At 59.7% G+C, this 12,494-nt stretch carries 14 protein-coding genes; 8 read left to right on the top strand and 6 right to left on the bottom strand.

Annotated elements, in window-relative coordinates; genetic code table 11:
- The first annotated feature begins 42 nt into the window (after window positions 1-42).
- Both SJY08_RS04300 and SJY08_RS04295 read left to right on the top strand, forming a co-directional pair.
- Window positions 43-1,281, top strand: a complete 1,239-nt coding sequence (locus tag SJY08_RS04300; RefSeq protein WP_377274809.1) for a saccharopine dehydrogenase family protein — start codon at window positions 43-45, stop codon at window positions 1,279-1,281.
- A gap of 259 nt (window positions 1,282-1,540) precedes the next feature.
- Window positions 1,541-2,095: a cysteine hydrolase family protein gene (locus SJY08_RS04295; protein WP_377274808.1), complete on the top strand. Its 555-nt coding sequence runs from the start codon at window positions 1,541-1,543 to the stop codon at window positions 2,093-2,095.
- Between the two features lie 84 nt (window positions 2,096-2,179).
- Here the strand turns inward: SJY08_RS04295 and SJY08_RS04290 are convergent, their stop codons facing one another.
- From SJY08_RS04290 to istA, 3 genes are all read right to left on the bottom strand, one after another.
- Window positions 2,180-2,752 (bottom strand): hypothetical protein, encoded by a 573-nt coding sequence (locus tag SJY08_RS04290; RefSeq protein WP_377274807.1) that lies wholly within the window; start codon window positions 2,750-2,752, stop codon window positions 2,180-2,182.
- A 207-nt stretch (window positions 2,753-2,959) separates the two neighbouring features.
- The gene (istB, locus tag SJY08_RS04285) at window positions 2,960-3,772 is read right to left on the bottom strand and encodes an IS21-like element helper ATPase IstB (RefSeq protein ID WP_340542100.1); all 813 of its coding nucleotides are present in this window, start codon (window positions 3,770-3,772) and stop codon (window positions 2,960-2,962) included.
- On the bottom strand, window positions 3,762-5,288 hold the full coding sequence (istA, locus tag SJY08_RS04280) for an IS21 family transposase (protein WP_340542099.1): 1,527 nt from the start codon (window positions 5,286-5,288) through the stop codon (window positions 3,762-3,764). The genes istB and istA overlap by 11 nt, the downstream gene beginning before the upstream one ends.
- Window positions 5,289-5,996: 708 nt before the next feature.
- Here istA and SJY08_RS04275 point away from each other — a divergent pair.
- From SJY08_RS04275 to SJY08_RS04260, 4 genes are all read left to right on the top strand, one after another.
- The gene (locus SJY08_RS04275; RefSeq protein ID WP_377274806.1) at window positions 5,997-6,356 is read left to right on the top strand and encodes a type II toxin-antitoxin system RelE/ParE family toxin; all 360 of its coding nucleotides are present in this window, start codon (window positions 5,997-5,999) and stop codon (window positions 6,354-6,356) included.
- Entirely contained in the window at window positions 6,346-6,660 is a 315-nt protein-coding gene (locus SJY08_RS04270; RefSeq protein WP_377274805.1) for a helix-turn-helix domain-containing protein, read from the top strand. The genes SJY08_RS04275 and SJY08_RS04270 overlap by 11 nt, the downstream gene beginning before the upstream one ends.
- 68 nt (window positions 6,661-6,728) lie before the next feature.
- The gene (locus SJY08_RS04265) at window positions 6,729-7,232 is read left to right on the top strand and encodes a hypothetical protein (protein WP_377274804.1); all 504 of its coding nucleotides are present in this window, start codon (window positions 6,729-6,731) and stop codon (window positions 7,230-7,232) included.
- 82 nt (window positions 7,233-7,314) lie between these two features.
- A complete protein-coding gene (locus tag SJY08_RS04260; protein ID WP_377274803.1) occupies window positions 7,315-7,659 on the top strand; it encodes a hypothetical protein in 345 nt (114 codons plus the stop codon).
- A 72-nt stretch (window positions 7,660-7,731) separates the two neighbouring features.
- On the opposite strand, the gene SJY08_RS04255 is transcribed toward SJY08_RS04260, so the two are convergent.
- Window positions 7,732-8,316 (bottom strand): ATP-dependent Clp protease proteolytic subunit, encoded by a 585-nt coding sequence (locus tag SJY08_RS04255; protein ID WP_054151449.1) that lies wholly within the window; start codon window positions 8,314-8,316, stop codon window positions 7,732-7,734.
- A 196-nt stretch (window positions 8,317-8,512) separates the two neighbouring features.
- Here SJY08_RS04255 and SJY08_RS04250 point away from each other — a divergent pair, with 196 nt between their 5' ends.
- Both SJY08_RS04250 and SJY08_RS04245 read left to right on the top strand, forming a co-directional pair.
- Window positions 8,513-9,859, top strand: coding sequence for an HD-GYP domain-containing protein (locus tag SJY08_RS04250; RefSeq protein WP_377274802.1), 1,347 nt, complete (start codon window positions 8,513-8,515; stop codon window positions 9,857-9,859).
- Window positions 9,860-10,031: 172 nt separating this feature from the next.
- Complete coding sequence (locus SJY08_RS04245; protein ID WP_069043653.1) at window positions 10,032-11,375, top strand: HD-GYP domain-containing protein; 1,344 nt, start codon at window positions 10,032-10,034, stop codon at window positions 11,373-11,375.
- Between the two features lie 11 nt (window positions 11,376-11,386).
- On the opposite strand, the gene SJY08_RS04240 is transcribed toward SJY08_RS04245, so the two are convergent.
- Window positions 11,387-11,884 (bottom strand): hypothetical protein, encoded by a 498-nt coding sequence (locus SJY08_RS04240; protein WP_377274801.1) that lies wholly within the window; start codon window positions 11,882-11,884, stop codon window positions 11,387-11,389.
- Between the two features lie 80 nt (window positions 11,885-11,964).
- Window positions 11,965-12,396 (bottom strand): Lrp/AsnC family transcriptional regulator, encoded by a 432-nt coding sequence (locus SJY08_RS04235; RefSeq protein WP_377274800.1) that lies wholly within the window; start codon window positions 12,394-12,396, stop codon window positions 11,965-11,967.
- Window positions 12,397-12,494 lie beyond the last annotated feature (98 nt).

Below are 12,494 nucleotides of genomic sequence, written 5' to 3'. Positions count from 1 at the left end.
AAGCCCAGGTTCTGACGATTGGACATAGGAGTTGGTCCCATTATGAAGAAGAACGTGCTCATCATCGGCGCCGGCGGCGTCGCGCAGGTGGTTGCCCACAAATGTGCGCAAAACAACGACGTGCTCGGCGACATACACATCGCTTCGCGCACCAAGGCGAAGTGCGACGCGATCATCGCTTCGGTTCATGAAAAGAAGGCGATGAAGCAGGAGGGCGTCCTCGAAGCCCATGCGCTCGACGCCCTCGACATCGAAGCCACCAAGGCCCTGATCAAGAAGCTGGGCGCGCAAATCGTCATCAATGTCGGCACCGCCTTCCTCAACATGTCGGTGCTGCGCGCCTGCATGGACACCGGTGTGGCCTATATCGACACCGCGATCCATGAAGAGCCGAACAAGATCTGCGAGACCCCGCCGTGGTACGGAAACTACGAGTGGAAGCGTGCGGAAGAATGCGCTGAAAAGGGCATCACCGCCATCCTCGGCGCCGGCTTCGATCCGGGCGTCGTCAACGCCTATGCGCGTCTCGCCAAGGACGAGTATCTCGACAAGGTGACCGACGTCGACATCGTCGACATCAATGCCGGCAGCCACGGCAAATACTTCGCCACCAACTTCGACCCGGAAATCAATTTTCGCGAATTCACCGGCGTCGTCTATTCCTGGCAGGGTGGCGAATGGAAGGTCAACAAGATGTTCGAGATCGGCAAGGACTACGACCTGCCGGTCGTCGGCACCCGCCGCGCCTATCTCTGCGGCCATGATGAAGTGCATTCGCTGGCCAAGAATATGGACGGCGCCGACGTGCGCTTCTGGATGGGCTTCGGCGATCACTACATCAACGTCTTCACCGTACTGAAGTCGATCGGCCTCCTCTCCGAACAGCCGGTCAAGCTGGCCGACGGTTCCGAAGTCGTGCCGCTCAAGGTCGTCAAGGCCTGCCTGCCCGACCCCTCCTCGCTTGCCCCGGAATACGAAGGCAAGACCTGCATCGGCGACTATGTGAAGGGCTTCAAGGACGGCAAGGAAAAGACCGTCTTCCTCTACAACGTCGCCGACCACAAGGAAGCCTATAACGAAGTGGGCAGCCAGGGCATCTCCTACACCGCCGGCGTCCCCCCGGTCGCAGCCGCGATGCTGGTCGCGACAGGCGAATGGGACGTGAAGAAGATGGCCAACGTCGAAGAACTGCCGCCGAAGCCCTTCATCAACCTCCTGAACAAGATCGGCCTGCCGACCCGCATTCAGGACGAGAACGGCGATCGGGCTGTGGAATTCTGAGAGCGCAGGGAAGCGCTTGAGGATTGAGGGAATGCGGACCCCGCCGGAGCGATCTGGCGGGGTTTTTTATGCCCACAAGGCCCACCGCCGTCATGTCAGGGCGAAGTCCCGAGGATCTACTGCCGCCAGCGGCAGACGGCACGGTCGAGAGTGCGGATGCCACGGCAGATGCTCGGCACAATGCCGAGCATGACGACCTCCCTCTTGGCAACCCATTCCGTCACATGTCTGTCGTGCCAAGCCCATAACGATCAGCGACATGAAACCCTGCCTTCTGATCATCGACCTGCAGAACGACTTCCTCGCGCCGCTGGATGCCAGCGTCGTCACCTCCCTGATCGGCAGCACAAACCACCTCGTCCGCACCTTCCGCGCAGAGACACTGCCCATCGTCTGGATACGGCAGGAATTCCGCGCCGACCTCAGCGATGCCTTTCTGGAAATGCGCGACAAAAACATTGCCGGCGTGATCGAGGGAACAGAGGGCGCGCAGCTCCATCCGGACCTCGAAGTCTCTGAAAACGACGTGACCATCATCAAGAAGCGCTACAGCGCCTTCTTCGGCACCACGCTCGATCAGCACCTGCAGGAGCAGAAGGTCGATCATCTCGTCCTCTGCGGTATCAACACCCACGCCTGCATCCGAACCGCCGCCATCGATGCCTATCAGCGAGACTACCGCGTTCTGCTGCCGAGGGAGTGCATCGGCTCTTATGATGACGACCACGCACGGGTAACGCTGCGCTATCTGGACGGGAAGATCGGGCGGGTTGTGGGGGTGGAGGATGTGGTGGAGATGGTGCGAGCGACTTAGCTGAGGTCTTTCGGCCCAATGATGCGGAAAGCGCTAAGCCGGAGTATAGCGCATCCATCCGGCTATGGGCAGGCACCAATACAACTACGACACTTTGATGCGACAAAACGAATTTGTAGCCAACTCAACAACACCGGGGCCCAACTCTGATATCCTGAATTCGAACGTAGGCGTGGGCGGAAGCTTGACACCATTTTTGGCGAACTGCGTCCTGATCTTGTCGGGGTCTTCCTGCCATTCCAGTTCGAAAGCTTCGAGTTGCGCTAGCAGCATGTCCGCATCCCGTGTTGCAAATAAACTGGTGCCAGCCAAAGTCATGCCACCCAAAGGAATCACGACTTTTCCGTCGATTGTATGAGCGATGTTGACACCGGCATTTCGGAACTTCTTGATATCCAGCTGATCCGGTTCGTAGGCTTGCCCTGCAACATTGTTGAGTTCTTGAACTACATTGGAACCAGGAAGTTCGTTCATCAGGACGCGCAGCAAATTCTCCTCGTACCAGCCTCCATGTCCAACGATGTCTACCAGATATGCGTCATGATCTCGGAAAACCGCAAATAGCAGGTCATCAGTTCGGCTAACGAAACCGTCGCATTCGATCTCAGCACCGAGATGCAGGTGGTGAATATTCCAGCAGGTCAGCAACAGGTCCAAGTCTCGCCGCTTGCTGAACTTGCCACCTTGCTGCGGCACCTGAGCGGAATGGGTGACCCCACGACTCAGGTATTTCGTCAGATTGTTGCCTATCTCGATGTCGGCAATGATCCGAGAGACAGCTCCCGGATACTTGGAAGTAGACGGCGACGCTGTTGATTTCCACTGAGAGCTGACCCGGCGTTTCCACCGAGAATTGACCCGCCTTTAGGTATCGTTCGTGTTGTTGGTCTGGGTCAAGTTCCTGCGTTTCTCCTTTGATGTTTTGGGCTGATGCGCCGAGCTGTTCTTGAAGCGGAAGCTGTCGTTTCCGGTTTCGAGGATGTGGCAGTGGTGGGTGAGCCTGTCGAGCAGCGCGGTGGTCATCTTTGCGTCGCCAAAGACGCTTGCCCATTCACTGAAGCTGAGGTTGGTGGTGATGATGACGCTGGTGCGCTCATAAAGTCTGCTGAGCAGGTGGAAGAGCAGCGCCCCGCCTGAAGTACTGAATGGCAGGTATCCCAGCTCGTCGAGAATGACGAGATCAGAGTGGACGAGCCGATTGGCGATCTGTCCTGACTTGCCTTGTGCCTTCTCTTGCTCGAGCGCGTTGACCAGTTCGACCGTCGAGAAGAACCTTACCCGCTTGTGGTGGTGTTCAATTGCCTGAACGCCGAGCGCGGTGGCAATGTGCGTCTTTCCCGTGCCAGGTCCGCCGACCAGAACGATATTGTTGGAGTCATCGAGGAAGTCACAGCGATGAAGCTGTTGCACGAGCGCCTCGTTAATCTCGCTGCTGGTAAAGTCGAAGCCATTCAGGTCACGGTAGGCTGGAAAGCGTGCTGTCTTGAGCTGATAGGCCGTTGATCGAACCTCGCGCTCCGCCATCTCTGCCTTGAGAAGCTGCGACAGGATCGGAAGGGCAGCCTCGAACGCGGGTGATCCCTGCTCAGTAAGTTCCCCGACGGCCTGGGCCATGCCATGCATCTTCAACTGCCGCAGCATGATGACGATCGCGCCGCTTGCTGGATTATGACGCATGGCGAGCCTCCGTCTTTCTCAAGGTGTCGTATCGTTCAACATTAGCCTTGGGTTCATTGGTGAGCGTCAGTGCCTGAGGGGTATCGAGGGTTGGCGGCGTGAAGGATTTGCCGTCAACGAGCCGATGCAGCAGGTTCAGCACATGCGTCTTGGTCGGAACGCCAGACTTCAGCGCCATGTCGACGGCAGACAGGACTGCCTGCTCGTCGTGCTGAAGGACCAGCGCCAGGATATCGACCATCTCCCGATCGCCCCCCGGCTTCTTGAGCAGGTATTGCTGCAAGGTCCGGAATGCATCGGGAAGCTCAATGAACGGTGCGCCGTTACGAAGAGCACCAGGCTTACGCTGCACCACCGCCAGATAGTGACGCCAGTCGTAGATGGTCTGACCCGGCCGATCATGGGACCGATCTATGACGCGGCGGTGCTCGCAGACGATCTGGCCTTCTGCGGCGACCACGACACGATCCGGATAGACCCGGAGGCTCACCGGTCGATTGGCGAAGGATGACGGAACGCTGTAGCGATTGCGCTCCAGATGCACGAGGCAGGTTGGCGTGACCCGCTTCGTATATTCGACGAACCCGTCGAACGGCCTGGAGAGCGCCATGAGAGCTGGGACTTCCTCGGCCCAGATGTCGGCAATGGTGCCACGCATCTGACCGTGGGGTGTGTTGGCCCAGAACTCCTTGCAACGCTCCTCGAGCCAATCGTTCAGGGCCCCCAGTGATGGAAAGCGCGGGATCGGTTGAAAGAAGCGATGACGCGCATCCTGCACGTTCTTCTCGACCTGTCCCTTCTCCCAGCCGGAAGCCGGATTGCAGAACTCGGGCTCGAACACATAATGGCTGGCCATCGCCATGAAGCGGACGTTGACGTCGCGCTCCTTGCCACGACCGACCTTGTCGATCGCCGTGCGCATGTTGTCGTAGATGCCGCGACCAGGAATGCCACCGAAGACACGGAAGGCATGGTTATGGGCATCGAACAGCATCTCATGCGTCTGCAGGAGGTATGCCCGGACGATGAAGGCCCTGGAGTAGCTCAGCTTCGTGTGGGCGATCTGCAGCTTGGTGCGCTCATTGCCGATGATCGCCCAATCTTCTGACCAGTCGAACTGGAAGGCCTCGCCTGGTTCGAACGTCAGGGGCACAAATGTACCGCGGCCCGTCGTCTGCAATTCCCTCTGACGATCATTGCGCCATTCCCGCGCAAATGCCGCCACACGATTGTAGGACCCCTTGTAGCCGAGGCTGACAAGATCAACGTGTAGCTGCTTCATCGTCCGCTTCTGCTTGCGGCCTTTCTTCGACTCCGTCTTCAGCCAGGCCGATAACCGATCTGCAAACGGATCAAGCTTGCTCGGCCTCTCCGGCACGTTGAACTTTGGCTCCACGCCGTCGGCGCGCAGATATTTGCGGATGGTATTCCGGGACAAGCCGGTCCTGCGGCAAATCTCCCGGATCGATAGATGCTCTCGAAAATGCCAGCGCCGGATCACGCTCAGTAACGCCATGTCGATCACTCCAGAGCCCCCGCTGAAAACATGCGAGGGACGGTTGAAACATGGGTCAATTCTCAATGGAAATATCTGGCTGCGCCGGGTCAGCTCTCAATGGAAATCAACAGGCGACGCCTCAAAAGTGGACGACCGGTGAATTTTCCGGGGAGTTTGTCGGATCAGGCGGCTGTTCCAATTATGAAATGCTACCAACAAACCATGAGCATCCAGCTGATTCAGATGCGCCGTTAGTTCCGCATCGGAGCTATCGTAGGGCAGGTTTTGGAGCACCCATTGCCGAGCACTTTCAATTAGGTCCATTACACCTTCCCTTATTGATCCAGCTTTCGGGAAACCTTCCAGCAAGAATGAACACCCGCCCCAGAGAATTCCCGAGCTATTTGACCAGATCGGGCGCTAGAACTCCTCCTGAAGCGTGATCTAAGCCAAATAATCTCAACAGGTCTTCGGTCGTGTGTAATCGCAACGACCTCTGCCGCCTCGACTTTTTGGTACGAACAGTACAGCCCCCGTTCTTTAAAAAAAACGGCTTGATGATCCGAAAAAGCACGAATAGGTTGTGTTATTGCACTAAAACTAAAAAGCCGCAACCATAAACCTAAATTAGCGGTCGTGTCCCAAACGTCAGGATTTTACGGCAGCAGTTTCAAGTGTTGCCGCAATTGACGCCATATCTTCAAAGATATATTCTGGAACCAACCAATGCCATACAAGGTGCAATTTCATCCCGAATTTGTCCCCGAATGGAAAGCGCTGGAGATGGGCCTGAAGGAACTGGTCGGCGAGGTCCTCGACCATCTCGAAGAAGACGGCCCCTTCCTCGGTCGGCCCGAAGTGGACACGCTGGCAGGCTCCACCCATGCCAACATGAAGGAAATACGGGTGCGGTTCGGCAAACAGGTCTGGCGTTTCGCCTTCGCTTTTGATCCAGCCCAGAGCGCCATCATCCTCTGCGGCGGCGACAAGCAGGGTATGAGCCAGGTACTGTTTTACAAGACCCTGATCCGCAAGGCCGATACTCGGTTTTCAACCTGGCTGAAGGAGAAACGCAATGGACACTGACTGGAAAACACTGCGCGCCGAACTGCCGGACGACGTCCGCGCACGCCTCGACGCCAAGCGCAACGAACGGCGGCTGGGCAAGGCGCTGGCCGAGGTCCGCAAGGCCATGCAGGTCACCCAGCAGGATGTCGCAGCCCGCGCCGGCATGACCCAGAACACCGTCTCGAAGATCGAACGCGCCGACGACGTGCTCCTCTCCTCCGTCGTCCGCTACATGCGCTCGATCGGCGGCGGCGTCGAACTCGTGCTCAAGACGCCGGATGGGAAGGAAAGCCGTGTCGATCTGACACCAGAGCCGAACTGAGCATATCCACCCCGCCCCCGCCATGCTACGAGGCCGCCACACGCCACCCACTTGACCCCGAGACCGCGATGCCCCCAGCCCTCCACACCGACCTCACCGCCGCCCTCCGCCCTCTCCTCACCGAACTCCACCACAGCCCAGACCTCTTCCAGACCTGGGACGCCCATCTGGAGCTTGTCGCGGCCGGTGGTCTGGTGGTGGTGAAGTCGAAGCGGGCGAAGGGGCTGGTCGACAGCCTGTTCTGGGGCCGGGCGCCTGGCTCGACCGAGAACAAGCAGCTGCCGGACGCGACCGCCTTTGCCGCCATCGATCGTTTCCTCGGCCTCGGCGCCCATCTGGCGCTGTCGGATGCGCTGCCCGAGGGTGCGGTGCTGGACGAAGCTTTTCCGCATTGCGCGGTGAAATTCTCCTATCGCAAGAAGGGCGCGCCGAAGGCGAAATCGCTGTCGATGATCTTCATCGGCTTCAACGACGAGGCGGATGCGCTTAGCTATGCCGAGCGCGCAGAGGGCACCCTGCCGCTGGTGACATCCAGGCCGCTGATGGCTGACAGGCTGCACGAGTGGCGCTGAAAGCCGGCTCATCCGCCTGAGACGAAGGAACTTTCGGGCTCCGTGCGACTTTCTCCGCCACGACATCAAAGGAGCCCCCATCATGTCCGCCAAGTTCCTGCGCGCAGCGCTCGTCACCACGCTCGCCCTCGCCGGCCTTCCGCTCGCCGCCCCCTTTGCCGCCCCGGCTTCCGCGCAAGGGATTGAACTGCGCATCGGCCCGGATGGTGTGCGCCCGATCATTCGCGAGCGCGAACCCGAGCGTGACCGCCGCGACCGCAATCGCGGCTGCAGCCCGCGTGAAGCCCAGCGTGCGGCGGCCGAAGAGGGTCTGCGCCGCGCCGAAGTGGTCCGCGTCACCGATCGCAGCATCACGGTGCGTGGCTTTACCCGTCGCGGGCCTGAACAGCTGCGTTTTGCCAATCGCCGCGGTTGCCCGCTGATCTGATCGAAAAGCCTAAAACGAAAAAGCCGCCGGATCGCTCCGGCGGCTTTTTCACGTCAATCTCAGGCAAGCGCCTCAGCCGATGTCGGCGTGGCTCTCGATGATCCGGCCGACCAGGCCATAGGTGACAGCGTCTTCGGCCGAGAGCCAGTAGTCGCGGTCGATATCCTTGGCGATCTTCTCCTGGCTCTGGCCGGTGGCCTTCGCATAGATCTTGATCAGGCGTTCATTCATCTTGATGATTTCGCGGGCCTGGATCTCGATGTCGGAGGCCATGCCACGGGTGCCGCCAGACGGCTGGTGCATCAGGAAGCGGGTGTTCGGCAGGGCCAGACGGCGCTCCTTCGGAACCGCGACGAAAATCAGCGAGCCGGCAGAGGCGGCCCAGCCGGTCGCGATTATGAAGACCTTCGGCTTGATGAAGCGAATCATGTCGTGGATCGCATCACCGGCTTCGACATGGCCGCCCGGCGAGCAGACGAACACACGGATGTCTTCATCCGAGGCGGCAGCAAGCGCGACGAGCTGCGTGCAGACCTTCTGCGCCAGCTCCATGGTGATGCCGCCATAGATGAAGATCGAACGCGACTTGAAGAGGTTCGCTTCCGTTTCCTTGCCGATCGGCAGTTCCTTGCTCTTGTCGTCTTCGTCTTCGTTCATCACAGGGGACAGTCCTCGTTGGTTTGGCTTATCCGCACATAGTGCGTCTCATGGCTTAAGACAATGCGGGAAAAAGACAAGCATGGAAGGAGTGAACAGGAGGTTGCCATCACAGGCGTTTCGTATGTGAGGATATCCGAATTATCTACGACCCCTTAACTCTTAAGGGTTAAATCTGGCAGCGACGGAGATACACATGCTCGCACAGATACGCCTCGCTGAACTGATTGGTGCCCTCAGCCACGCACTCGACCTGACCGGCGGACAGATTGCCGGACACTGCATTCGCACCGCCCATATCGGTACGGCCATAGGCCGCCGCCTGGGCCTGCCGGAAGAGCAGTTGCACGATCTCTATTACACCCTGATGCTGAAGGATCTCGGCTGCTCGGCCAATGCGGTGCGCATGTGTGAGATCTTCGATACGGACGATACCAGCTTCAAGGGCGACTTCCGCCGCGTCGATGGCACGCTGCCCAGCTTGCTGCGACAGGTCTTCCGCCATGCCGGCGCCCGTCGCGGCGTGGCAGGTAAGCTGAAGGCCATCCTCAAGGCGCTGCGTGCCGGCAAACATGCCGCGCAACTGGTGGATATCCGCTGTCGCAGGGGCGCTGAAATCGCCCGGCAGATGCGATTCTCCGAGGATGTCGCAGCCGGCATCCGCGAGCTCGACGAGCATTATGACGGCACCGGCCGACCAGACGGCCTGAAGGGCGAAGAGATCCATATCTTCGCCCGCATCGCACTGGCCGCCCAGGTGGTCGATGTTCATTCCAGCCATGGCAGCCCGGAACAGGCATTGCGTCAGCTCAGCGCCCGCCGGGGCACCTGGCTCGATCCCGCAGTCGTCGATGCCTGCCTCGCCGTGCTGGCACAACCTGGCGTCTGGGACGATTTGAAGGCGCCGGATCTCCAGCTGAAGGTGCTGGCAGCAGAGCCGGGTCAGACAGTCATCCTGGCAGACGACGACTATCTCGACGATATCGTGGAGGGCTTCGCCCGCGTCATCGACGCAAAAAGCCCATACACCGCCGGCCATAGCGACCGGGTGGCGGAAATCACCGTGAAGATCGCCGAAGAACTCGGCCATTCTGCGTCCGAATGCCGGAGCCTGCGTCGGGCAGCACTGCTGCACGACATCGGCAAGCTCGGCGTCTCGGCCCGGGTGTTGAACAAGCCCTCCGGTCTCGATCCCGAGGAATGGACGGAAATGCAGGCCCATGCAGCGCATTCCGAGCGCATCCTCTCGCAAATACCCGCCTTCGCGGAACTGGCGGAGGTCGGCGGCGCCCATCACGAGCGGCTCGACGGCAGGGGGTATCCGCGTGGGCTCACTGGCGACCAGCTCTCGCTCGCAACCCGCATCGTTGCCACCGCCGATGTCTTCGATGCCCTGACGGCCGAAAGACCCTACCGGGCTCCGATCACCCCGGCAGAAGCACTCGCCGTCATCCGCAAGACCGCAGGGGTGCATCACGACCCGCTCTGCGTCGACGCCCTCGAACGCGCAGTCGCCCGGGACAACGCCCTCGCGGCTGCGTGATCGCGCGACCGCCGCAGCGATACCCGTTCTTAATCCCATTCCTTCAGACTGGAGCAGTCAAAGCAAAAGCGCGAAGCGCGCTTTGCCTCCGGAATTGCAAGAAAACAAGAGGATAGGGCATGGATGCTACTCCGTTTTCGCCGGAATTGGTCTAACGGGAGGAGAAGGCGCCATGACCCAGACCATCAGGCTTGCGGAACTGATCGAGGCACTCAGTCACGCGCTCGACATGACGGAAGGTCAGCCCGCCGGCCATTGCGTGCGCTGCTGCTTCATCGGCACGCGCATCGGCCAGGCGCTCGGTCTTGGCGAAGAGGCGCTGCGCGATCTCTATTACACCCTGCTCCTGAAGGATCTCGGCTGCTCGTCCAATGCCGCCCGCATCTGCGAGCTCTATCTGGCCGATGACCTGAAGTTCAAACACGACTTCAAACTGGTCGACGGCTCCTTCCCGCAGATTCTGAAATTCGTGCTCTCCCACACCGGCATGGAAGCGGGGCTTGCCGAACGCTTCCGCGGCATTCTCAACATCTTCAAGAATGGCGGCGAGATCTCGACCAGCCTCATCCAGACCCGCTGCCAGCGCGGCGCGGAAATCGCCCGCCAGATGCGCTTTTCCGAAGAGGTAGCACGCGGCATTCTGGATCTCGACGAACATGTCGATGGCGGCGGCCTGCCTCAAGGTTTGAAGGGCGAAGAAATCCACCTTTTTGCTCGCATCGCTCTCATGGCGCAGGTGATCGACGTCTTCTTCGTCCATCAGGGCCCGGAAGCAGCTCTTATCGAGGTAAAGAAGCGCGCCGGTGGCTGGTTCGATCCGGAACTCGTGACCATCTTCGAAGCATTGGCCACCCCGGTGTTCTTTGCCGAACTCGGCTCCGAGAATCTCGAAGCCTATGTGTTGGCGCTCGAACCGGGCCGCCAGGCGGTGATGGCCGACGAGTGCTATCTCGATGATATCGCCGCAGGCTTTGCCCGCGTCATCGATGCGAAGAGCCCCTACACGTCAGGCCACAGCGATCGCGTCGCCCTCTTCACCGACCTGATCGCCGAGGAAATGGGCATGGCATTGCCGGAACGACGCCGCCTAAAGCGTGCAGCCCTGCTGCATGACATCGGCAAGCTGGGCGTCTCCAACAGCGTGCTCGACAAACCCGGCCGCCTTGAAGGCGAGGAATGGGAGCAAATGAAGCGCCACGCGGAATTCTCAGAGACCATCCTCTCGCGCATCGCCGCTTTCGCCGATCTCGCCTTGATTGGCGGCACCCATCACGAAAAACTCGATGGCTCCGGCTATCCGCGCGGCCTGAAGGGCGACGAGATATCTTTCGAGACACGCATCGTCGCCACCGCCGACGTCTTCGATGCACTGACCGCCGACCGGCCCTATCGCGCCGCCATGCCGGTCGAAAAGGCACTCGCCATCCTCTGGGAAGGGGCCGGCCGCCACCACGACGAAACCTGCATCGCAGCACTCGAACGGGCACTGGCAAGGGCGGAGCTGAAGGCGGCGTAGCCAAAACCCAGTTAGGGAATTACCGAAACCTCTGGCCCATTGCTCTGCGGCGGCTCGTTGCTCACCTGCAAGGTGAAGAGGTCTTTACCTCTTCGTGCCTCATCATGATTAAGCCCGATCGCGATGACTGTCGAAAACTGCTCCCACTCCGCACGGAGCTCAAAGCTACCATTCTCCAGCGACCGGATCTCGGCACGCCATTCCGTCTGTCTCGGACAATCCTCAACGCCGTTTCGCCAGGTAACTTGAAAGGTGATCGTCCGCTCGATGATGCGCCCGTGAAGCGCGTAAGGAAGGCCGCGACAACCCTTACCCGGTGAATTGTTGATGAGATAGCCTTGCAACACCCCGTCACGCTCGCGATCGAGGACCAATACTGAACCGTGTCGGCTGATCCATGTCGAGGTGCCCCCTGCAATCTCGAGGGGCGCGCCCTCCTCGGCGGCTCGCGCTGCAGGCAGGCCGGTCTGCCAGAGAACCGATGCAAGCAGAAGTGTAACAATACTCATCCCAACCCCCAGAACGATTAAGACAAGATAACGAAATATGGTTTATTAAGGGTTTACAGATGAAAGAGTGGTTGCGGTCTTCATCGCGAAATCCGCGTCGACAGAATGATCGACGACAGTGTCCGCTCGACGCCGGACAATTCGCCGATCCGGTCGATCAATCGGTCGAGCTCGGAAATCGACGGGGCGGCGACAATGGCGATCAGGTCGTAGGGACCGTTCACCGAATAGAGTGCGGTCACCTCGCGGATCGCGTTCAACTCTCCGGTCACCGCGGTCAGCGCCTTCGGCGCGATGGTGATCATCACATGCGCCCGGATCAGCCCGCTTTGATAGGCATCGGCGAGCCGCACCTGGTAGCCGGCAATCACCCCTTGCGCTTCCAGCCGCTCCAGCCGGGCCTGAACCGTGGTGCGTGACAGATTGAGCCGCCGCGCGAGTTCCGCCACCGGCATCCGCGCATTCTCCGAGAGCAGCGAGAGCAACTCCCGATCCTTGTCCGTGATCTGCATTTCGTCCACTTTGCTCGTCGATACGTTCGTATTGATACCGCAATCTGATCAGATCGTCACTTGGAATCGACAGCCTCCGCCCGCACACTGCTTTGACA

Origin of the sequence: Rhizobium sp. R86522, from assembly GCF_042466255.1 — a bacterium.
Lineage (GTDB): Bacteria > Pseudomonadota > Alphaproteobacteria > Rhizobiales > Rhizobiaceae > Allorhizobium.
This window is presented reverse-complemented; position numbering and strand designations above follow the sequence as displayed.